Genomic DNA, 20,721 nt, shown 5'->3' on the forward strand with positions numbered 1-20,721 from the left:
CGGGCGATATGCCCCGTTAGACCGCTTCATCGCGACGGGGCAAGCGATCCTCCCCCGCGGGGGAGGATCGACGGGATCAGTGGACGAATCGCGCGACCACATCCTTGTACGAACGCGACACCTTCACCTGCGCGCCCGATTCCAGCACCAGGAAGCACTCGCCGTTGGTGTGCGGCTTCACCTGGCGCACCAGATCGAGGTTCACGATGGTCGAGCGGTGGACGCGCTGGAAACGGCGCGGATCGAGCCGCTTCTCCAGAAACTTCATCGTCTCGCGCAGGATCAGCGTATTGTCGCCGGTGTAGATGCACATGTAATCGCCGGCGGCGTCGATCCGCTCGATACTGTCGACGTCGACGCGGAAGATCTGGCCGCGATCCTTGATATTGATCAGCTTCTCGTAGCGGCTGGACGAGGGGCCGTCGTCGACGCCGCCGTCCTCCATCGCCTCGGCGGCTTCCGGCGCGTGCTCGGCGAGCGCTTCCTTGAGGCGGCCGGCCTCCTCCACGCCCTTGCGCTCGGCGAGGCGCTGGCGGACGCGCTCCAGCGTGTCGGCGAGGCGGTCCTCCTCCACCGGCTTCATCAGATAATCGGTCGCCTGCGCCTCGAAGGCGCGGATCGCGTGATCGGAATAGGCCGTCACGAACACGAACAGCGGCGGCTCGACCTCCATCAGCCCCTGGATCACCGAGAAGCCGTCGAAGCCGGGCATCTGGATGTCGAGGAAGACAAGGTCGGGTTTGTGGGTCTTGATCGAACGGATCGCCTCGCGCCCGTTCAGGCAGGTATCGATGATCTCGACATCGTCATGGCGCTGCAGCCTCAGTTGCAGCCCCTGGATCGCCAGCGGCTCGTCGTCCACCAGGATCGTTCGTATCGTCATGCCAACTCCTTGGGCTCCGTCTCGTATGGAACCTCTATCGTCACAGCAAAGCCACCAGTTACTCCGGGCTGAGCCTCGAAACGCTGCCGCGTGCCATAAGCCTGCACGAGACGGTCACGGATGTTCGCGAGGCCCACACCCGTGGAAAATGTGTCCCTCGGCTGCACCTCATTCAAGCCCGGACCCGTATCGGTCACGCCGATCTGCACGCGATCCCCGATCAATCGAGCGGTAACGGCGATATCCGCGCCTTGTTCCTGGGGCGTAACGGCATATTTGATCGCATTCTCGACCAGCGGCTGCAGCAGCAGCGATGGCAGGCGGACGCCGGCGGCGGCCGGATCGATATCGAAATGCGGCCGCAGGCGGTCCTCGAACCGCATCTTCTCGATCTCGAGATAGAGCTTCAGCGTCTCCACCTCCTGCTCCAGCGTCACCTGCGCGGTCGGCTCGTTGATGAGAGTATAGCGCAGAAAGCCCGAGAGGCGAGAGAGCATGAAATTCGCCCGCTCGGTCTGCTTCAGAAGCACCAGCGTCGAGATCGAATTCAGCGTGTTGAACAGGAAATGCGGGTTGAGCTGGTAACGCAGCATGGCGAGCTGCGCGGTCGCCGCCTGCACCTCCAGCTTCTGCAGCGCGTCGGTCTGCGCTTCGAGCTTCAGGAAGAAGTTGATCGCGTAATAGAGCGCCGCCCACGCCGCCAGCACCGCGAAATCGAGCAGGATGGCGCCGAGGAACTGCGCGCCCTCCGGCACGGTGCCGGGGCGGTAGAAGGTGGCATGCGCCCATACCTCGATGGTCGAGAAGGCGGCCGACGCGATCAGCAGCAATGTGATCGAGACCGACCACGTCCAGAATGGCTTTGCGGTCATCAGCCGGCGGAAGGCGGCGCCCATCAACAGGGTGAGCGAATATCCCGTCGCCGTCGCCAGCGCGGTCGGCACGATGAACAGCAGGCCCATGTTGTTGGCCACGCCGCCCAGCGAGCGAAGCAGGAAATAGCCCATCCATCCGGCCGACTGCAGCAGCCAGAAGGCGCGGTTCTTGTCGTCGAAGAAGGGCCGCGGCGGGCGGCTCGATCTTGCCATGCGACGTGTCCTAGCCGGATTGATCGCGCGGGTGAAGCGTCAAGCCGGCCGGGAATGTCGGGTTTAGCGGCAGAAGATGCCGGCGATCACCATCAGCAGGCCGGCCATCGCGATCATCCACACCACCGTGCGGATCACCGGCGTGCCCATCGCGTAGAGCGGCAGGTAGATCAACCGCCCGAAGAAATAGAGATGCGCGCCCCATGCGGTGAGCTGACCGAGCCGGCCGACGGCGGTCGCGGCGAGCACGGCGGCGGCGAACAGCGGCAGCGTCTCCATCAGGTTCGCCTGCGCCCGCAGCAGGCGGCCGGGCAGCGGCTCGATCGGCGGCAACTGCTCGTCGCGCGCGCCGACATTCCACTTGGTGCCGTACTGCTTGGTCCGCGCGTTCGCCGCCCAGAACAGGTTGACGATCGCGAGGATCATGGTGGCGGCGAGCAGCACGATCTCGATCGGCAGCCCGTCCAGCATCGGATGATGGTCCATTACCCCTCCCTGTCAGGGGCGCACCGCCCCTCTCTTCCGGCCCTATCTTCCGGTCACGATGAAGCGGCCGCTGCTGCCTCCTGTAGCCGATGCGATCTGCAGCGCGAAGTGAGTCGGCGCGTGGCCGTCTTCCTGCTTGGTCGCCTCGAACTGGTTCTCGCCGGTGGCGGGCACCGCCTGCCAGCCGTGCTTGCCCGCCTGATCCTTGTACCAGGCGATCACCTTCCCCGTATCGGCCGGCGCGGTGAAGGCCATGGTGACGTTGCCCTTGCTGTCCTGGTCGGCATCGCCGTCCTGCGCGGTGATGTTCACGCCGTTGACCTTGGTGCCCGGATAGAGCGGCATGTCCTCGATTTTGGTATCGCCGCCGATGTCGAGATCGGGCACCTTCACCTTGGCCGAGAAGCCCGGCACGTCGATCGATACGCTTTGCTGGCCATTGCCCGCCTGCGCGTCGCCGCCGGAACTGTTGCCGATCGTGATGCTGGCTTCCTCGCCATTGTCGCCATGCGTCTTGAAGCTGCAGCCGGCGAGCGCGACGGACAGGGCGATCGCGGGCAGGGCGATCGCCGGCAGGAGGGCGGGGCGGCGCAGAACGGGCGAACGAGGGGCGTGCATGATCGTCTCCGTAGCTGTATTATTGTTATACTACACTAGGACGTGGGCGAAGGGAAGCGTCGCAACGCCCCCGCCGCAGGACGCACTCACCGCCGCACAACCTTGGAACGCCACAGGATGCGCGATATTTCAGATCAGCCGAGCGAATATTTCACGCGCGAAACGCTGACGCAAGGTGGGAGGCGGAGAAGACTGGCCAAGCCGACGGCGCTTTCATCTTTCCCCCCGGGAGCGCCGTCGGTCACGCAGGAGGGCGTGCCGTCGTCACGGTGCGCCCTTTTGATTCCGGTTACCGGCCGCCACCCGGCGGGCCGGCTGTTCCCCCGGTGGCTTTGCGTAGCGTCCCTCCCTCTCGGGGAGGGATCAGCGTATCTTGACGTCGCCCGCGGCGATCATGTGCAGCACCTTCACGCCCGGCGCGCCGATCTTCGCGGCCATCTGCGGGGCGGTGAGCGCCTTGATCGCCACGCCATCCACCGCCTCGATGAAATCGCCGCTCTCGATGCCCTTGCTCGCGGCGATCGATCCGGGGCGGACCAGCAGCACCATCGCGCCGGACGATGTCGCCACGAACTGGATGCCGAGCGAATCCACCCAGACGCCATGGCCGCCACCCGATTCGGGAACGGGCATGTCTTCGGCCGAAGCGGCGGGCGGCGGCGGAGAAGGCGCGGCGGCAGGGGGCGCGGGCGGCGGTGAGGGCGGCGGCGACGCGACCGGTGCCTGCCCCGGTGCGAAGGAGCCGTCGGGCAGGCGCACCCGCGTATCGGGAACGGGGGTGATCGCGGGATCGTCGTCGTCAGACAGTGGCGGTGCGGCGGCCGGTGGCGCGGCCGGCGGTTGCGGCGCGGAGGCTGCGACCGGAGGTGTGACGGGCGCCGGCTGCGGCGCGGGAACCTGTGTCGCCGGGGCCTCCGTGGAGGACGCAGAGGGGGCAGGCGTCGGAACGGGCTCCGGTGCTTGCGTTGCAGGCGCCTCCACGACGGGCGTAGAGGGCGGCGGCGGAACGGATGCCGGAGGCTGCGCAGCAGGCGCCGCGCCGGCACCGCTGGCGGCCTGCGCATAAGCATCGAGGAAGTGCGCCATCGCATCGGCCGGCACGCTGATCGGGAAGCTGCGATCCTTGCCGCTGACCGTGATGCTGAGACCGGCCGTACGCGCTTTCTCCGCGACATCGTGCGGCAGCACCACGGCGACGCGCTCGCTCGCCTTCATCCGCCAGCGCGCCGACGGGCCGCGATTGAGGATCACGACGTCGAGCTTGCGCCCGGCCGCATCGGTGGCGCGATCGAGCAGCGGATATTGGGGAAGGTGAACCTCCACGATCAGCCGCACGTCCTGCGCCTGGCCGTTGGCGATCGTGCCGGACAGCCACCAGTCGGTGACGATCAGGCTGAACGCCGCGCCGTTGAGATGATGCACGCCGGTGAGCGTCGTGCCCTGCGCATCAGTGGCGATCGTCGGCGCCGGATCGGGCGCGGCGGCATGGAGGGGGAGCGAGATCAGCGACGCCGAAGCCAGCGCAAGACCCGAAATCCGCTTCATCCTCAACCTCACGCCTGAACTCTCAGGGGAGGGATCATAACCATCGGGTGCGGGGAGCGGAAGGCTGCGGCGCGATCGAGCGCATCGGCTCATCCTGATCCTCCACCCGGCGGGGAGGATGAGATGGTCCGCTATGGTGGTTAGCTGCCGTTGCCTGTTTCCAACGGCAGCGGCTCCGGCGGCAGATTTTCAACCCTTCCATCGGCATGGACGATAAATCGGCCGCCTCCGTATCCGGTTGCCCCCGTCGTTGCTGTTACCTCGTAGATCGTTCCCCGTCGCAAAGGTTTCGCCGCTACTTCCTCAGTCTCCGTCTGGTGCTCACCACGCAAACGATAGCCATATGGCAGCGGGAATTTATTCGCGCAGTCATCGTCATAGCTGACGCTTTCCAGCCAATTGGGATCACGTTCGCTTTCGGCTGACACTTCAATCCGCCGCAAACACGCTGGATGCTGGGAAGAGGTAGGATCAACTTCGATCACGATGTGCCCGTTCCGAACTGCTGCGATCAGATTGTAGCTGTACGAGCAGCCTCCCAAGGAAGCACAGAGGAGGATCACTGCGGCTATCTTACGGACCATTCATGCATCATCAACGCGCATTGAGATGTCCGCAAGTGGGGCGATAGCCGCCACCACCTACCCCCCCCTCCCCCGCTAGGGGAGGTGCGCCGAAGACGACGCAGGGGCGACGGCGGCCCTTTACCGGCGGGCGACGGGAATCGGCAGCAGCGCCCTTACTCCGCCGCCACCCCGGCCCGCGAGAACATATCCCCCTCTTCGCCCGCATCCTCGTTCGCCACCGGCGCGACCTTGGCGGCCTTGCGGCGATCGAAGCTGTCCCACACCTCGTTCCAGTTGCCGCGCGTCGCCGCCTTCGAATATTCGGTCGCGCGGGTCTCGAAGAAGTTGGCGTGCTCCACGCCGTTGAGCAGCGGCGCCAGCCACGGCAGCGGGTGCTCCTCGATCATGTAGATCGGCTTGAGGCCGAGCTGGCCCAGCCGCCAGTCGGCGACGAAGCGGATATATTTCTTGATGTCCTTGGGCGTCATGCCGTTCACCGGCCCCATCTCAAACACCAGGTCGATGAAGGCGTCCTCGATGCGGACGGTCTTCTGGCACATATCCATGATGTCGTCGCGCACCGCGGGGGTCATGCAGTCCCGCTCCTTCACGAAGGCGTGGAACAGCTTGATGATGCCCTCGCAGTGCAGGCTCTCGTCGCGCACCGACCAGGTGACGATCTGGCCCATACCCTTCATCTTGTTGAAGCGCGGGAAGTTCATCAGCATCGCGAAGCTGGCGAACAGCTGCAACCCTTCCGTGAAGCCGCCGAACATGGCGAGCGTGCGGGCGATATCCTCGTCGCTGTCGACGCCGAAGGTGCTGAGGTAATCGTGCTTGTCCTTCATCTCCTTATACTGGAGGAAGGCCGAATATTCGCTTTCCGGCATCCCGATCGTGTCGAGCAGGTGCGAGTAGGCGGCGATGTGCACCGTCTCCATGTTGGAGAAGGCGGTGAGCATCATCTTGATCTCGGTGGGCTTGAACACGCGCCCGTATTTCTCGTGGTAGCAATCCTGCACCTCGACGTCCGCCTGCGTGAAGAAGCGGAAGATCTGGGTGAGCAGGTTGCGCTCGTGATCGGAGAGCTTCTGCGCCCAGTCGCGGCAATCCTCGCCCAGCGGCACCTCTTCGGGCAGCCAGTGGAGCTGCTGCTGGCGCTTCCAGAAATCATAGGCCCAGGGATATTCGAAGGGCTTGTAGGTCTTGGAGGCTTGGAGGAGGGGCATGGGCGATTACTCCGATTAAGCTGCAAAGGTGGCCATCAGGCCGCCAAAAATGAGAAGACTTCCGAAAGCCGATCCGGCGCACACGTGAAACAGGGCGAGCCATCGGTCCCATTTGGTGCGGGCAGACGGCTCTTCGCCGATGACTTTGGCGACGATCAATTCAGCGGCGGGCACCCCATCGCGCCATGCACGGTGACGGAGCGCGCGGACGCTCAGGGCGAGCCAAGCGGCGCCGATTGCGGCAAGTATCAATCCGCGAGGATCAGCCATGCGACAGTCTCCGACAAGAGGTCGGGACGAACGGGTGGTGGAGACAAGAGTCGGCCGCCATCCCGGCATATATAGGCGCTTTCACGTCCTTTTGGGAGGCGGCGCGCGCTGTCACGGCTTCGCGCCCTTCACGGCCGCGTCGAGCCGGCCGGCATAGGCGTCGAGCACCGCCGCCGTCTTCGCGACATAGGCCACCGCGTCGGCGAAGCGGCGCTGCTCGATCGCCTCGCGGATGCCCGGCAGCGTCTTGGCGCCGTAGCCGGTGAGCGTGCCCGGCGCGTAGATCAGGTTGCGATACCAGGGGCGGCCGGGAAGGCCGTCCGGCGACAGCATCAGCTGGTCGATCCCGCGCAGTTGCGCGTCGAGCGCCGCGCGGGTGGCGGGCGGCAGCGTGTCGGCCTTGGCGAGCACGCCGTCGGCGGCGCCGGCCGCGCGGGCGAGATGGTCGGACGCCTTCTCCAGCGCGGCGAAATCGATCAGCGGGGTGGCCTGCTTGGGCGCCGGCGCGGTGGTCGGGTCGAGCACGTTGGAGGCGAGCTTGAAGTCGCCCTCAGCGGTCAGCTCCTCGCGCGCCTTGTCCTTCTCGCGCTGGGTGTCGGCGAGCTTCTTCACCTCGGTCACGTAGCGCGCGACCGTCGCCGCGAGATCGGAATAGCGCGCCGGGCCGACATCCGCGTCGGCCGCGCGCAGCACCATGCGGCCGACCAGCTTCGACAGCGCCGCGCCATAGACGAGGCCCGGATCATCGAACTTCGTGACATGCGTGTAGCTGTCATAGACCGAGTGGTAGGAGCCGCCTGACGCATCCTCGCCCCCGAAGCCGAGATTGATCGACGGGATGCCGAGATGCTGGAGGAAGGCCGAATAATCGGAGCCGGAGCCGAGCGGGCCGACCAGCAGGTCGCCGCCCGCTTTCGCCGCCTTCACCGCGTCCGCCTCGCCGTCGCCGTCATAATCGGACGCAAGGATGTCGGCGCGCTGGCGCTCCTGCACGGTGGAGCCGGTCTCCGGATCGGTCACGTCGCGCGCGGCCTGGTTGACGAAATGCTGGAGGTCGTGGCTCGCCTCCGCTTCCAGCACGCCGCGCACGCTGTTGTCGGTGTTGATGTAGACGACCGCCTTCTTCTGCAGCTCGTCGGCGTGGGTCTCGGCCCATTCGGTCGAGCCGAGCAGGCCCGGTTCCTCGCCGTCCCAGCTGGCGTAGACGATGGTGCGATCGGGGCGCCAGCCGCTCTTGTAGAGGCTGCCCAGCGCCTTCGCTTCGGACAGCATCGCGCCGTGGCCGGTCAGCGGATCGGCGGCGCCGAACACCCAGCCGTCGCGATGGTTGGCGCGGATCACCCATTCGTCGGGCCGCTTCGCGCCCTTCAGCGTCGCGATCACGTCGTACAGCGGCTTCAGTGACCAGTCGGACTTCACCGCCAGATGCACGGTGACCGCCGGCGTGCCGCCCCAGTGATAGGCCTGCCCCAGCCCACCGCGCTGCTTGCCGGTGACCACCGGACCCTGCAGGCCGGCGATGATCTTCGACGCGTCGCTCCACGAGATGGGCAGCGTGGGGATCTTGAGGAGGGTGACCGCCTGTTCGCGGGTAAGGCGCTTCGCCCCCTCGGTCGCGCCGACGCCGGGCGTCAGCGGGTCGCCCGGATAGGTGGTCATGTCCTGCACGGAGCCGCGCTGGACGCCGTGATCGGGGCGGCCGCCGCCATCCGGATAGCTGTCCCAGTGCGCGTAGCCGTCGTTTGCCGGATCGGAATAGATCAGGCAGCCGACCGCGCCATGTTCCTGCGCCAGCTTGGGCTTGAGGCCGCGCCAGCCGGCGCCGTAGCGGGCCAGCACGATCTTGCCCTTCACGTCGATGCCGCGCCGCGCCAGCGCCTCGTAATCGTCGGGCATGCCGTAATTGACGTAGACGACGGGCGCGGTGACGTCGCCGTCGCCCTGATAGGCGACGTAGGGAGGCAGCGCGTCCTTCGTCTCGGCCGAGGTGGGATCGCCGGCGACCGGCGGCTCCTGCCCGCCGAGCGTGACCTTCTGTGGCGTGATCAGCTCGAGCGTGGTCGAGATCGGCGTGGGGTAGAGGACGTGGAAGACCTCGACATGCGCGTCCCAGCCCCAGCTCCTGAACAAGGCGAGGGTGGCGTCGGCATTCTGCTTGTCGTGGGGGCTGCCGACATGGTTGGGGGCGGAGGAGAAATCCTTGAGCCAGGCGAGCTGGTCCGCGCTCGACACCGAGGCGTCGAGCTTGGCTTCGGCGGCTTGCGTGCCGATCGGCGCCGCTGCGACTTGGCCGAACGCCAGCGACGCGAGGGCCGCGCCGGCGAGGATCTTTCCGAAGGTCATGCCCCTGTTTCTCCCTTATCCGGCCGTCCCCCGGCGGCCGGTAACAACGCAAAGCAAAGCGACGACGAAGCCAAGCAACCCGTTCGTACCGAACCTGTCCCGACGCATGCCAAGCCACCACTCGCCGTCCGCCCCTCGACCAGCTCGGGACGGACGGTGTCAGGCCGTCACTGGCAGGCGAGGCATTCGTCGTAATCGGTTTCCGACGCGTCGACCTGCTTCAGGTCGATCGTGTTGTCGGCCTCGACGCCGCCCGCGAAGCCGGCGCGCTGCACCGACTTGGAGCGCAGGTAGTAGAGCGACTTGATGCCCATCTCCCACGCGCGGAAGTGGAGCATCAGCAGATCCCACTTCTCGACGTCGGCCGGGATGAACAGGTTCAGCGACTGCGCCTGATCGATATAGGGCGCGCGATCAGCGGCGAGCTCGATCAGCCAGCGCTGATCGATCTCGAAGCTGGTCTTGTAGGCGTCCTTCTCGTCCTGGCTCAGGAAGTCGAGATGCTGGACCGAGCCGCCCTTCTCGAGGATCGTATTCCACACCGCGTCGCTGTCCTTGCTCTTCGCGGCGAGCAGCTTCTGCAGGTACGGGTTCTTGATCGAGAAGCTGCCGGACAGCGTCTTGTGCGTGTAGATGTTGGCCGGGATCGGCTCGATGCAGGCCGAGGTGCCGCCGCAGATGATCGAGATCGACGCGGTCGGCGCGATCGCCATCTTGCAGGAGAAACGCTCCATCACGCCCTGATCGGCGGCGTCGGGGCAAGGGCCCCGCTCGTGGGCGAGCAGCATCGAGGCCTCGTCCGCCTTGGCGCGGATGTGGCGGAACATCTTCATGTTCCAGCTCTTCGCCATCGCGCTCTCGAAGCCGAGGCCGCGCGCCTGCAGGAAGCTGTGATAGCCCATCACGCCGAGGCCGACCGAACGTTCGCGGCTGGCGCTGTAGACGGCGCGCGCCATGCTCGGCTCGGCACGGTCGATGAAATCCTGCAGCACATTGTCGAGGAAGCGCATCACGTCCTCGATGAAGCGCGCGTCGCCGTTCCACTGGTCCCACGTCTCGAGGTTGAGCGAGGACAGGCAGCAGACGGCGGTGCGGTCCTTGCCGAACTGGTCACGGCCGGTCGGCAGGGTGATTTCCGAGCAGAGGTTCGAGGTCGAGACCTTGAGGCCCACGTCGCGCTGGAACTTCGGCATGGTGCGGTTCACCGTGTCGGCGAACACGATGTACGGCTCGCCGGTGGCGAGGCGGACCTCGACCAGCTTCTGGAACAGCGCGCGGGCGTTCACTTCACCGCGACGCGAACCGTCCTTGGGCGACTTCAGCTCGAACTCGGTGCCGTTGCGCACGGCCTCCATGAACTCGTCGGTGATCAGCACGCCGTGGTGAAGGTTGAGCGCCTTGCGGTTGAAGTCGCCCGACGTCTTGCGGATCTCGAGGAACTCCTCGATCTCGGGGTGCGAGATGTCGAGGTAGCAGGCGGCCGAACCACGGCGCAGCGAACCCTGGCTGATGGCGAGCGTGAGCGAGTCCATCACGCGCACGAAGGGGATGATGCCGCTGGTCTTGCCGTTGAGCCCGACCGGCTCGCCGATGCCGCGGACATTGCCCCAATAGGTGCCGATGCCGCCGCCGCGCGAGGCGAGCCAGACATTCTCGTTCCAGGTGTCGACGATGCCCTCCAGGCTGTCCGGAACGCTGTTCAGGAAGCAGGAGATGGGCAGGCCGCGCCCGGTGCCGCCGTTGGACAATACGGGCGTCGCCGGCATGAACCACAGGCGCGAGATGTAATCGTAGAGCCGCTGGGCGTGCTCGGCATCGTCGGCGTAAGCGGACGCGACACGTACGAACAGATCCTGATAGCTCTCGCCGGGCAGCAGGTAGCGGTCGTTCAGCGTCTCCTTGCCGAAATCGGTGAGGAGCGCGTCGCGGCTGTGATCGACCTCGAGCGGATAGGGCTTACGCCGCACGCCCTGCGTGCCGGTTTCGGCTTCCGCCTCCGGGGCCGAAACGTGGGAGGCCTGGGCGTCCAGAATGGTGGCGTCGGTCATGCTCGTCTCGCTACCCGAAAGGTCCATTGTTCGTCCGTCCCCGTTCTCATTCCGTTCGACTCGGGGCTGAGGCCCAAAGTCTAGCAGGCGGGGGCGTAAAGACGAGTCTGTTCCCCGTTCGTCCCATCATGGAAAATGGGCCGTCCGTTCCGGGATTCAAGGTCCTGAACCCGGTGAGTTGTCTCGATCTTGTGTCGGCCCCCTGGCCTCAACACTAGGGATAGTGCCGAAGCCCGAGTCCGGCCGCAAGAGTCGAAATTTGGTGGAAGAGCATGTTTGCCGGGTTGACGCAGAGTCGGAGCCTGAAAAATGGCGGATATCGGACTCTCACGAATCTGTGGAAAAATCGCCGTTAACCATTGCTGGCGACGAAGCGTTTACCATGTGCGCCGAACCGAATCCGGCGCACAGGCAGGAGTCACACAAGGTCTAATCGCTCAGGCATCCGGAAAGTCGGCCGCCAGAGCGGTATCGCGCAGGCTTTCGATCTCGGCGAGGCGCTCCCTCATCTTCGCCGTCACCGTCTCGTAGCCGAACTTGCCGAGCACGAGGTGGCGTGGTGCGTCGGGCTTCAGCGCGATGTCGATCATGATCTGCGCGGCGCGCACCGGATCGCCCGGCTGGGAGCCGCTATAACCGCTGGTGTCGGCCATCCGCTTCGCCGCCGTGTCGGCATAATCGTCGATATGGCTCTTGGTCTGCTCCAGCGAACGGCCGGCCCAGTCGGTGCGGAACGGCCCCGGCTCGACGCAGGTGACCGCGATGCCGAGCGGATCGACCTCGACCTTGAGTGAATCCGACCAACCCTCGATCGCGTGCTTGGTCGCCGAATAATAGCCCGAACTGGCGAAGCCGAGCAGCCCGCCGACCGAGGTGATGTTGATGATGTGGCCGCTCTTCTGTGCGCGCATGATCGGCAGCACCGCGCGGGTGAGCGCGAACAGGCCGAAGACGTTGGCGTCGAACTGCGCACGGATGCGCGGCTCCTCGCCTTCCTCGATGCTGGTCTGGTAACCGTAGCCGGCATTGTTCACCAGCACGTCGATGCGGCCGAAATGGGTGTGCGCGGCCTCGACGGCGGCGTTGATCTGGCTTTGATCGGTGACGTCGAGATCGAGCGCCAGCGCGCGATCGGGGGCGAGGGCGGCGAGATCGGCGACCCGGTCGCGCCCGCGCGCGGTGATCACGGCGCGGCGGCCCTGTTCGAGCACCAGACGCGCGAGCTCGCGGCCGAAGCCGGTCGAGCAGCCGGAAATGAACCAGACGGGGGTGTCGTCGGACATGGGGAACCTCGCGTTGGGGGATGTGGATCGAAAGCGCGTGAGGGGCGGGGGTGTTCCCGCCACCCTCGTCATTGCGAGCGAAGCGAAGCAATCCACAGGCGCGGCGCCGAATGGATTGCTTCGTCGCTGCGCTCCTCGCAATGACGGTGAAATTACTCCTTCGGTTTCAACTCGCCCGCGATCGTGGGGATCAGTTCGGCCACCGTCGGGTGGATGTGGACGGTGCGGCGCAGGCGATCCGCCGTCTGACCGAGCGCCATCATGTCGAGGATCGAGTGGATCGCCTCGTCGCCACCCGGCCCCAGGATCGCGCCGCCGAGAATCTTGTCCGTATCGGCGTCCACCACGATCTTCATGAAGCCCAGCGCCTCGCCTTTCTCCACCGCGCGGCCGACGCGGGTCATGGCGCGCTTGCCGACCTTGATCGCGTGGCCCTTGGCGATCGCCTCGGCCTCACCCATGCCGCAGCGGCCGAGCGGGGGATCGACGAACAGGCCGTAGCAGGGCACGCGGTCGGTCGCCTTGCGGTCGGCGCCGTCGAGCATGTTCTCCGCGACGATCTCGAAATCGTTGTAGGCGGTGTGGGTGAAGGCGCCGCGCCCGTTGCAGTCGCCCATCGCCCAGATGCCGGGGACATTGGTCTCCAGCCTGTCGCTCACCCGGATATAGCCGCGTTCGTCGGTTTTGACCCCGGCGGCGTCGAGGCCGAGATCGTCGGTGTTGGGCCGGCGGCCGACCGCGATCAGCACATGGCTGCCGATGACCTGCGGATCGCCGTTCGTGCAGTTCACGCCGGCCGCGATTCCCTGGTCGTGTTTCGCGAAGCGGATGCACTCGGCGTTGAGGCGGAAGGCGATGCCTTCCCTGCTCAGGATGTCGAGGATCGCGGCCGAGACGTCCTCGTCCTCGCGCGCGACGATGCGCGGGCCTTTCTCGATCACCGTCACCTTCGCGCCGAGCCGGGCGTAGGACTGGGCGAATTCCAGCCCGATATAAGAGCCGCCGACCACGATCAGATGCTCGGGCACCTCCTGAAGATGGAGGATGGAGCTGTTGGTGAGGTAATCGATCTCGTCCACACCGGGGAAATCGGGGATGCTCGCCCGCCCACCGACGTTGAGGAAGATGCGCGGCGCGCTGATCTCCTCCCCGCCGACCCGCATCGTGTCGGGGCCGACGAAGCGGGCGTGTTCGCGGATCAGCGTCAGGTTTGTCATGCCCGCCAGCCACTGTTCGTTGCCGTGGCGGCTGTCGATCGCGACCTTCTGCACGCGGCGGGTGACGGCGGGCATGTCGATGCCGATCGTGCCGTCGATCGCCACCCCATAATCGGCGGCGCGGCGCGCGAGGTGGGCGGCATAGGCGGAGGCGACCAGTGTCTTGGTCGGCTTGCAGCCGGTGTTGACGCAGGTGCCACCGACAAGGTGGCGCTCGACGATCGCGACGCGCATCCCGGCATCGTGGAGGCGGCCGGCGAGGGAGGGGCCGGCCTGGCCGGCACCCACGACGATCGCATCGAACCGGCGGGCACTCATCGCCGCGGACGTCCGATGATGAGGAAGACCGGGGAATCGACCATCGGCACTCTCCGTTCGGCACTTTCCGGGCGGCCGGGCGTATAGCGGATCGGAACGCAGGTGTCATATCTCCACCGGTTTTGCTGCGTTGCAAAAAATCAACTTGACAGTATCTGCCATAAAACTATCTGCACGTGCAGATATTTCAGGACAACGGATATGGCCGTTCTCAAGTTCGAGGATTGCGCGACAAACCGGGCGCCCGGACGGTTGCTCCGGCGGATCGACCGCCTGATGGCGGCCTATGTGGCGTCGCGTTTCGAGTCGCTCGACATCAGTTTCCTGCAGTGGATCGCGCTCAAGGTGATCCGCGACGGCGCCGCCACCACGGCGGGCGAGCTGTCGCGCGAGCTGGCGATCACGACGGGCGCGACGACGCGGCTGATCGACGTGCTGGAAAATAAGGGGCTGGTCGAGCGCGATCGCGGCAAGGCCGACCGGCGGGTCGTGCATCTCGCGGTCACCGCCAAGGGGGCGGAGGAAGTCGTGACCCTCCAGCATCATGTGGTGGACGCCTGGAACGAGGTGCTCGCCGATTTCGATCAGGACGAGGTGGATCGCACGGTGGATGCGCTGGTCCAGGTCCTCGCGGCCGCGGAGCGCGTCGTCGGCGCGGCGAATTTCAGGGAGATTACCGAATGAAGCGTGTCATCGCATTCCCGGCGATCGCGGCGACGCTGCTCGCCGGATGCGCCGCGGTGCCCAAGGTGCATCCGGAAGTGGCGCAGGTGCAGGAACAGTCGCTCGGCCTCGGCAGCGAGACGCCGGCGATCGATGCCGCCTGGTGGAGCGCCTATGGCGATCCGCAGCTCGACCGGCTGATCGGCATGGGCCTGGCCGGCAACCCGACGCTGGCCGGCGCGCTCGCCCGTGTCCGCGCCGCACAGGCGCAGATCGAGACCGAACATGCCGGGCTGCTGCCGCAGATCGGCGCCTCGGGCCAGCTCGACCGCGCGCGGATCGGCGACAAGCTGTTTCCCGCGCCGATCGGCGGCAGCGACGCCAATATCGGCATCGCCGTCGCCAACCTGAGCTGGGATCTCGACCTGTTCGGCCGCCAGCGCGCGATGGTGCGGCAGGCGGCCTCCTCGGCCCGCGCGGCGGCGCTGGATGCGGCGGCGGCGCGGCTGACCATCTCGGTGTCGATCGCGCAGACCTATGTCGGCCTCGCCCGCGCCAACCGGCTGATCGCGGTGGCCGACGGCTTCGTGAAGACCCGGCAGGACGCGCTCGGCTACGCCCAGTCGCGGGTGAGGAACCAGCTCGGCACCCAGTTCGACATCAAGCAGGCCGAGACGCTGCTGGCACAGGCCGAGCAGGCGCGCACGCAGGCGACCCAGCAGCGCGATACCTTGGTCCACGCACTCGCCGCGCTGGTCGGTCGCGGGGCGGATTTCTATCCGGAGATCGCCGCGCCGACGCTGCGCCTCGATCAGGCGCCGGTGGTGCCCACCGTGCTGCCCGCCGATCTGCTCGGCCGTCGCCCGGACCTGCTCGCGGGGCAGGCGCGGATCGACGCGGCGGTGCAGGGCCGCACCGTGGCGCGCGATGCCTTCCTGCCCAATGTCAGCATCTCCGCGCTCGCCGGCCTGACGGCGGTGGGCCTCGGCAACTTCTTCACCGGCGGCGCCTTCTCCTACAGCGTCGGCCCGGCGGTCAGCCTGCCGATCTTCCAGGGCGGCAAGCTGCGCGCCCAGTACAAGACCGCGACCGCCGATCTCGATGGCGCGGTGGCCGACTATGACAACGCTGTAGTCGGCGCGGTGCGCGAAGCGTCGGACGCGATCACCAACGTCAATTCCGCCGATCAGGATCTCGGCGAGCAGACCCGCGTGGTGCAGGGCCTGCGCGATACGCTGCGGCTGGATCAGGTGCGCGTGCGCACCGGCCTCGGCTCGCAGCTCGACACGATCGACAGCGGCTTCCGCTTGCTCCAGGCCGAGCAGCAGCTCGTCGACATGCAGGCCGACGCCCTCAACCGCCGCATCCAGCTCGTCGCTGCGCTCGGCGGCGGCTTCGACTCCTCCAAGCCGCTTGCCGCGGCCTCCGCTCCGGAACCCCGTTCATGACCGACAACAGCAACACGCCCCTCGACAGGGAGGACAGCATGGCCGACGACGCCTCCAACCAGAACGCCACTCCCGCCCAGGCGCAGGCGAAGCCGGATTCGCCGCCCGAGCATCCGCGCAAGACGCGGCGCTGGGGCTTCATCATCCTCGGCGCGGTCGTGCTGATCGCGGCGATCGTCTACATCGTGATGAAGCTGCTCGCCCCGCCGAGCGAGGAAACCGACGACGCCTACGTCGGCGGCAACATCGTCTCGATCACGGCGCGCGAGGGCGGCACGGTGCTGGCGCTCCATGCCGACAACACGCAAGCGGTGAAGCGCGGCGATCCGCTGATCGATCTCGATCCGGCGACCGCCGACGTGGCGCTTTCGTCTGCCGAGGCCGATCTCGGGCGTGCGGTTCGCATGTTCCGGTCGAACAATTCGACGGTCGACGAGGCGCAGGCCGAAATCGCCTCCGCCCAGGCCGATCTTCAGCGTGCGCGCAACGACTATCAGCGCCGCGCCGCCGCCGCCAAGGACGGCGCGGTCTCCGGCGAGGAGGTGGCGCACGCCCGCGATGCCGTTACCACCGCCAGCGCCGCGCTCAACGTCGCTGAGGCCAAGCGCGCCCAGGCGGCGAGCGTCGTGCAAGGCACCGACGTCTACGACAATCCGGCCGTCGCGTCGGCCATCGCCGCAGTCCGCCGCGCCGCGATCAGCCGTGCCTACATGCACATCAACTCGCCGATCGGCGGCGTGATCGCGCAGCGTACGGTGCAGCTCGGCCAGCGCGTCGCCCCCGGCACGCCGCTGATGGCCGTGGTGCCGCTCGACAGCCTGTGGGTGGACGCGAACTTCCGCGAAACCCAGCTGCAGCATCTGCGCGTCGGCCAGCCGGCCGAGATCCATGCCGACATCTACGGCAAGAACGTGACCTATCACGGCAAGGTGCTGGGCGTCGGCGCCGGCTCGGGCAACGCCTTCGCGCTGCTGCCCCCGCAGAACGCGTCGGGCAACTGGATCAAGATCGTGCAGCGTCTGCCGGTGCGCATCGCGCTCGATCCCAAGGAACTGCGTGACAACCCGCTGCGCGTCGGCCTCTCGGTCGACGTGACGGTGGCGACCTCGGATCGTTCCGGCCCGACCGTGGCCGGCGCGGCTCCGCCCGCGGGCGGCACCGACCAGAGCATCGACGGCGGCCCGCAGGTGGATGCCCGCATCCGCCAGATCGTCGCCGAGAATCTGGGACGCGGAAAATGAGCGGCCCGGCGGCCGCTTCGGCGCCGCCGCCGCTGACCGGAGCCGCGCTCTGGATCACGGCGACGGCGCTCGCGCTCGGCACCTTCATGCAGGTGCTGGACGGCACCATCGCCAACGTGGCGCTGCCCACGGTCGCCGGCAACCTCGGCGTCTCGACGGACAGCGGCACCTGGGTAATCACCAGCTTCGCCTGCGCCAACGGCGTGACGGTGCCGCTGACCGGCTGGCTGATGGGCCGGTTCGGCGTGGTGCGCACCTTCACCGTCTCGGTGCTGGCCTTCACCGTCGCCTCCTTCCTGTGCGGCATCGCGTGGAGCCTGCCGTCGCTGATCGGCTTCCGCATCCTGCAGGGTGCGGTCTCCGGCCCGATGATCCCCGGCAGCCAGGCGCTGCTGATCGCGATCTTCCCGGCCGACAAGCGATCCACCGCGCTCGCCATGTGGTCGATGACCACGCTGGTCGCGCCGGTGCTGGGGCCGGTGCTGGGCGGCTACATCTCCGACAATTATCACTGGGGCTGGATCTTCCTGATCAACGTCCCCGTCGGCATCATCGCCGGCGCGATCACCTGGCGCAGCCTCGCCAGCCGCGAGACGCCGACGCGCAAGCTGCCGATCGACACGGTCGGCCTGATCCTCCTCGCCTTCTGGGTGTTCAGCCTGCAGACGATGCTGGATCTCGGCAAGGATCGCGACTGGTTCCACAACAACCTGATCGTGGTGCTGACCATCTTCGCGGTCGTCGGCTTCATCGCCTGGATGATCTGGGAGCTGACCGACAAGACTCCGGCCGTCGATCTTACCTTGTTCAAGCGGCGGAATTTCGGCTTCGGCGTGCTGGCCCTGTGTCTCGGCTATGCGGTGTTCTTCGCCAACAACCTGCTGCTGCCGCTCTGGCTGCAGCAATATATGGGCTACAACGCCACATGGGCCGGCATCGTCGCCGCCCCGTCGGGCGCGGTGGCGGTGCTGGCGACACCGTTCGTCAGCAAGCTGAAGCTCGATCCCCGGCTGATGGCGTCGGTGGCCTTCCTGGCCTTCGCCGGCTCCTTCTTCATGCGATCGCACTACACGCCGGACGCGAGCTTCTGGGTGCTGACCGCGCCTCTGTTCCTGCAGGGCTTCGCGATGAGCATGTTCTTTGTGCAGCTCATCACGATCAGCTTCGACGGACTGCCGGCGGAGAAGGTGCCGTCGGCCAGCGGCATCTCCAACTTCGCGCGCATCACCGGCGGCAGCTTCGCGGCCTCGATCATCACCACCTACTGGGATCGCCGCGAGGCGCTGCACCAGAGCCGGCTGACCGAGGGCGCGACCAACTTCTCGCCGATCTACCGGCAGGCGCTCGATCAGCTTCAGGCGTTCGGGCAGCCGCCCCTGCAGGCGGCGGCATCGGTGTACCACCAGGTGGTCAACCAGGCCTATCTGCTCTCCTCGCTGGAGCTGTTCTGGCTATCCGGCTGGCTGTGCGTGGTGATGATCCCGGCGATCTGGCTCTGCCGGAAGCCCGCGCCCAGCGACCACGTGGTCGCGGCGGATTAGAGATCATCCGCAGGCGCGCATCCCCCCTCGCGCGCCCGGATGCGGCACCGGCCTGCCCATTCCCCCTCCCCGAGGGCGGGCCGGTGCCGAACTTCAGCCGAAGATGCGCGCCGCTTCCTGAATGGCGGCGTAGATGCGATCGAGATCGTCCTCGTCGATGCAGTAAGGCGGCATGACGTAGACAGTGTTGCCCATCGGGCGGACGAGCAGGTCGCGTGTCCGGAAATGGGCGGCGAGCGCCGGGCCGATGCCGGCAAGATAGCCTTCGCCCCCGCCGATCTCGCATGCCGCGATGGTGCCGAGCGCGCGGGCGTTGCGCACGCCCTCCAGCGCGAAGATGCGCTCGCGTTGCCGGGCGGCGAGGGTGGCGATCCGCTCCATCACCGGCTCCTCGCGCCAGATGGCGAGGTTGGCGACGGCGGCCGCGCAGGCGATCGGATTGGCGGTGTAGCTGGACGAGTGGAAGAACATCTTCGCCTTGTCGGCGGAGAGATGCGCCTCGAAGATCGGCGCCGTCGCCATCGTCACGGCCAACGGGATCACGCCGCCGGTGAGGCCCTTGGAGAGACACAGGATGTCCGGCACCACGCCCGCCTGCTCGCAGGCCAGCAGCGTGCCGGTGCGGCCCCAGCCGGTCATCACCTCGTCGGCGATGAACAGCACATCGTGGGCGGCGCAGATCGCGCGCATCTGCGCCAGCACGCGCGCCTCGTAGAAGAGCATCCCGCCCGCGCCCAGCACCAGCGGCTCGACGATCAGCGCGGCGGGCTTGTCGCGGCAGGCGGCCTCCAGCGCATCGAGCGTGTTGCGCCCGTCGCCGGCCGGGAAGGGCAGGGTGCCGACATCGAACAGCAGCGGATTATAGGCCTGGTTGTAGACGCCGCGCGCGCCGACCGACATGCCGCCGATCGTGTCGCCGTGATAGCCATGTTCCAGCGTCAGGATGCGATGGCGCGGCTCGCCCCGGTTGAGCCAGTATCCCAGCGCCATCTTGAGCGCGACCTCGACCGAAGTGGAGCCGGAATCCGAGAAGAAGACATGCTCCAGCGCGGGCGGCATGATCTCGGTCAGGCCGCGCGCGAGCGTTTCGGCGGGTTCGTGGGTCCAGCCCGCGAAGATGATCTGGTCGAGCTTGGCCGCCTGTTCCTGAATGGCCGCGACGATGCGCGGATGGCGGTGGCCGTGCGTCGTCACCCACCAGGAGGAGACGGCATCGACGATCCGCCGCCCGTCGGCCGTGTAGAGCGCCGCGCCTTCGGAGCGCTCGACCAGCGGGATCGGCTCGTTCAGCCCGTGCTGGGTGAAAGGGTGCCAGACGGGGGAGGTCACTGGAAATCCTCGATGCGGAAATGTTCGGCGAACGCCGCCGCCAGGCTGTCCGCAGTTAGCGGGTCGAGCTTCGGCAGCCGCCCCAGCCGCTTCACACCCGCGATCGCGCAGATCGTCGCCTCGTTATCCTCGTTGGCGTCGCCGACGAAGGCGATGCCGTGGACCGCAGCACCGCGCGCCCGCAGCGCCTCGACCGAGAGCAGGCTGTGGTTGATCGTGCCCAGCCCGGTGCGCGCCACCAGCACCACCGGCAGGCCCCAGCGCGCGAACAGATCGGCATAGAGCAGTTCCCGTGTCACCGGCACCAGCACGCCACCCGCGCCCTCGATCACCAGTGGATCGTCCGTGGGGGGCACCAGCTTCGCCGGATCGATCGTCACCCCGTCCAGCTCGGCGGCGCGGTGGGGGGAGAGCGGCTCGGTGAGGCGATAGGCCTCGGGCAGCACCGCTTCCACGCCCAGTTCGGCCACCGTCTCGCCGTCGGCACCGTCGAGCAGGCCGGACTGGATCGGCTTCCAGTAGCTGGCGCCCAGCGCTCGGGTGAGCGCGGCGGCGAACACCGTCTTGCCGATGCCGGTGTCGGTTCCCGTGACGACGTATCTCAT

Annotated in this window: 18 protein-coding genes; 4 read left to right on the forward strand and 14 right to left on the reverse strand. The window is 67.1% G+C overall.

The genetic code is table 11. The features are described from left to right. Positions 1–76: 76 nt before the first annotated feature. The 12 genes from QGN17_RS18620 to QGN17_RS18675 form a co-directional block, all read right to left on the reverse strand. Positions 77–883, reverse strand: a complete 807-nt coding sequence (locus QGN17_RS18620) for a LytR/AlgR family response regulator transcription factor (RefSeq protein WP_281046105.1) — start codon at positions 881–883, stop codon at positions 77–79. After that, a complete protein-coding gene (locus QGN17_RS18625) occupies positions 880–1,971 on the reverse strand; it encodes a sensor histidine kinase (RefSeq protein WP_281046106.1) in 1,092 nt (363 codons plus the stop codon). Before QGN17_RS18625 ends, QGN17_RS18620 begins: the two co-directional genes overlap by 4 nt. Before the next feature lie 63 nt (positions 1,972–2,034). After that, complete coding sequence (locus tag QGN17_RS18630; protein WP_281046107.1) at positions 2,035–2,457, reverse strand: MAPEG family protein; 423 nt, start codon at positions 2,455–2,457, stop codon at positions 2,035–2,037. Positions 2,458–2,499: 42 nt separating this feature from the next. Next, positions 2,500–3,075 (reverse strand): hypothetical protein, encoded by a 576-nt coding sequence (locus QGN17_RS18635; protein WP_281046108.1) that lies wholly within the window; start codon positions 3,073–3,075, stop codon positions 2,500–2,502. Between the two features lie 363 nt (positions 3,076–3,438). Further along, positions 3,439–4,620, reverse strand: coding sequence for a hypothetical protein (locus QGN17_RS18640; protein ID WP_281046109.1), 1,182 nt, complete (start codon positions 4,618–4,620; stop codon positions 3,439–3,441). Between the two features lie 140 nt (positions 4,621–4,760). Beyond that, entirely contained in the window at positions 4,761–5,204 is a 444-nt protein-coding gene (locus QGN17_RS18645) for a hypothetical protein (RefSeq protein WP_281046110.1), read from the reverse strand. 155 nt (positions 5,205–5,359) lie between these two features. Further along, on the reverse strand, positions 5,360–6,415 hold the full coding sequence (locus QGN17_RS18650) for a ribonucleotide-diphosphate reductase subunit beta (protein ID WP_281046111.1): 1,056 nt from the start codon (positions 6,413–6,415) through the stop codon (positions 5,360–5,362). A 15-nt stretch (positions 6,416–6,430) separates the two neighbouring features. Next, positions 6,431–6,685 (reverse strand): hypothetical protein, encoded by a 255-nt coding sequence (locus QGN17_RS18655; protein WP_281046112.1) that lies wholly within the window; start codon positions 6,683–6,685, stop codon positions 6,431–6,433. Positions 6,686–6,796: 111 nt separating this feature from the next. Beyond that, positions 6,797–9,028 carry a transferrin receptor-like dimerization domain-containing protein gene (locus QGN17_RS18660; RefSeq protein WP_281046113.1) on the reverse strand — a complete coding sequence of 744 codons (2,232 nt, stop codon included), beginning with the start codon at positions 9,026–9,028 and terminating at the stop codon, positions 6,797–6,799. A gap of 167 nt (positions 9,029–9,195) precedes the next feature. Further along, positions 9,196–11,103 carry a ribonucleoside-diphosphate reductase subunit alpha gene (locus QGN17_RS18665; RefSeq protein WP_281046114.1) on the reverse strand — a complete coding sequence of 636 codons (1,908 nt, stop codon included), beginning with the start codon at positions 11,101–11,103 and terminating at the stop codon, positions 9,196–9,198. 410 nt (positions 11,104–11,513) lie between these two features. Further along, positions 11,514–12,359 (reverse strand): oxidoreductase, encoded by an 846-nt coding sequence (locus tag QGN17_RS18670; protein ID WP_281046115.1) that lies wholly within the window; start codon positions 12,357–12,359, stop codon positions 11,514–11,516. Between the two features lie 152 nt (positions 12,360–12,511). Next, entirely contained in the window at positions 12,512–13,894 is a 1,383-nt protein-coding gene (locus QGN17_RS18675) for an FAD-containing oxidoreductase (RefSeq protein WP_281046116.1), read from the reverse strand. 201 nt (positions 13,895–14,095) lie between these two features. Between QGN17_RS18675 and QGN17_RS18680 the strand changes: the two genes are divergently transcribed. Genes QGN17_RS18680 through QGN17_RS18695 form a run of 4 tightly spaced genes read left to right on the forward strand, consistent with a single transcriptional unit; the run spans position 14,096 to position 18,787 of the window. After that, positions 14,096–14,578, forward strand: a complete 483-nt coding sequence (locus QGN17_RS18680) for a MarR family winged helix-turn-helix transcriptional regulator (protein WP_281046117.1) — start codon at positions 14,096–14,098, stop codon at positions 14,576–14,578. Further along, entirely contained in the window at positions 14,575–16,005 is a 1,431-nt protein-coding gene (locus QGN17_RS18685) for an efflux transporter outer membrane subunit (protein ID WP_281046118.1), read from the forward strand. The genes QGN17_RS18680 and QGN17_RS18685 overlap by 4 nt, the downstream gene beginning before the upstream one ends. Beyond that, entirely contained in the window at positions 16,002–17,246 is a 1,245-nt protein-coding gene (locus QGN17_RS18690; protein WP_281046119.1) for an HlyD family secretion protein, read from the forward strand. The genes QGN17_RS18685 and QGN17_RS18690 overlap by 4 nt, the downstream gene beginning before the upstream one ends. Next, a complete protein-coding gene (locus tag QGN17_RS18695) occupies positions 17,243–18,787 on the forward strand; it encodes a DHA2 family efflux MFS transporter permease subunit (RefSeq protein WP_281046120.1) in 1,545 nt (514 codons plus the stop codon). The genes QGN17_RS18690 and QGN17_RS18695 overlap by 4 nt, the downstream gene beginning before the upstream one ends. 93 nt (positions 18,788–18,880) lie before the next feature. Here the strand turns inward: QGN17_RS18695 and QGN17_RS18700 are convergent, their stop codons facing one another. Both QGN17_RS18700 and bioD read right to left on the reverse strand, forming a co-directional pair. Further along, positions 18,881–20,116, reverse strand: coding sequence for an adenosylmethionine--8-amino-7-oxononanoate transaminase (locus QGN17_RS18700; RefSeq protein ID WP_281046121.1), 1,236 nt, complete (start codon positions 20,114–20,116; stop codon positions 18,881–18,883). Then, complete coding sequence (gene bioD, locus QGN17_RS18705) at positions 20,113–20,721, reverse strand: dethiobiotin synthase (RefSeq protein WP_281046122.1); 609 nt, start codon at positions 20,719–20,721, stop codon at positions 20,113–20,115. Before bioD ends, QGN17_RS18700 begins: the two co-directional genes overlap by 4 nt.

This window comes from Sphingomonas oryzagri (assembly GCF_029906645.1).
Lineage (GTDB): Bacteria > Pseudomonadota > Alphaproteobacteria > Sphingomonadales > Sphingomonadaceae > Solisphingomonas > Solisphingomonas oryzagri.

What these genes read in the sequence shown, in the direction of transcription:
- QGN17_RS18620 (WP_281046105.1), bottom strand. Translation starts at nt 883, where the DNA reads ATGACGATACGAACGATCCTGGTGGACGACGAGCCGCTGGCGATCCAG.
- QGN17_RS18625 (WP_281046106.1), bottom strand. Translation starts at nt 1,971, where the DNA reads ATGGCAAGATCGAGCCGCCCGCCGCGGCCCTTCTTCGACGACAAGAAC.
- QGN17_RS18630 (WP_281046107.1), bottom strand. Translation starts at nt 2,457, where the DNA reads ATGGACCATCATCCGATGCTGGACGGGCTGCCGATCGAGATCGTGCTG.
- QGN17_RS18635 (WP_281046108.1), bottom strand. Translation starts at nt 3,075, where the DNA reads ATGCACGCCCCTCGTTCGCCCGTTCTGCGCCGCCCCGCCCTCCTGCCG.
- QGN17_RS18640 (WP_281046109.1), bottom strand. Translation starts at nt 4,620, where the DNA reads ATGAAGCGGATTTCGGGTCTTGCGCTGGCTTCGGCGTCGCTGATCTCG.
- QGN17_RS18645 (WP_281046110.1), bottom strand. Translation starts at nt 5,204, where the DNA reads ATGGTCCGTAAGATAGCCGCAGTGATCCTCCTCTGTGCTTCCTTGGGA.
- QGN17_RS18650 (WP_281046111.1), bottom strand. Translation starts at nt 6,415, where the DNA reads ATGCCCCTCCTCCAAGCCTCCAAGACCTACAAGCCCTTCGAATATCCC.
- QGN17_RS18655 (WP_281046112.1), bottom strand. Translation starts at nt 6,685, where the DNA reads ATGGCTGATCCTCGCGGATTGATACTTGCCGCAATCGGCGCCGCTTGG.
- QGN17_RS18660 (WP_281046113.1), bottom strand. Translation starts at nt 9,028, where the DNA reads ATGACCTTCGGAAAGATCCTCGCCGGCGCGGCCCTCGCGTCGCTGGCG.
- QGN17_RS18665 (WP_281046114.1), bottom strand. Translation starts at nt 11,103, where the DNA reads ATGGACCTTTCGGGTAGCGAGACGAGCATGACCGACGCCACCATTCTG.
- QGN17_RS18670 (WP_281046115.1), bottom strand. Translation starts at nt 12,359, where the DNA reads ATGTCCGACGACACCCCCGTCTGGTTCATTTCCGGCTGCTCGACCGGC.
- QGN17_RS18675 (WP_281046116.1), bottom strand. Translation starts at nt 13,894, where the DNA reads ATGAGTGCCCGCCGGTTCGATGCGATCGTCGTGGGTGCCGGCCAGGCC.
- QGN17_RS18680 (WP_281046117.1), top strand. Translation starts at nt 14,096, where the DNA reads ATGGCCGTTCTCAAGTTCGAGGATTGCGCGACAAACCGGGCGCCCGGA.
- QGN17_RS18685 (WP_281046118.1), top strand. Translation starts at nt 14,575, where the DNA reads ATGAAGCGTGTCATCGCATTCCCGGCGATCGCGGCGACGCTGCTCGCC.
- QGN17_RS18690 (WP_281046119.1), top strand. Translation starts at nt 16,002, where the DNA reads ATGACCGACAACAGCAACACGCCCCTCGACAGGGAGGACAGCATGGCC.
- QGN17_RS18695 (WP_281046120.1), top strand. Translation starts at nt 17,243, where the DNA reads ATGAGCGGCCCGGCGGCCGCTTCGGCGCCGCCGCCGCTGACCGGAGCC.
- bioD (WP_281046122.1), bottom strand. Translation starts at nt 20,721, where the DNA reads ATGAGATACGTCGTCACGGGAACCGACACCGGCATCGGCAAGACGGTG.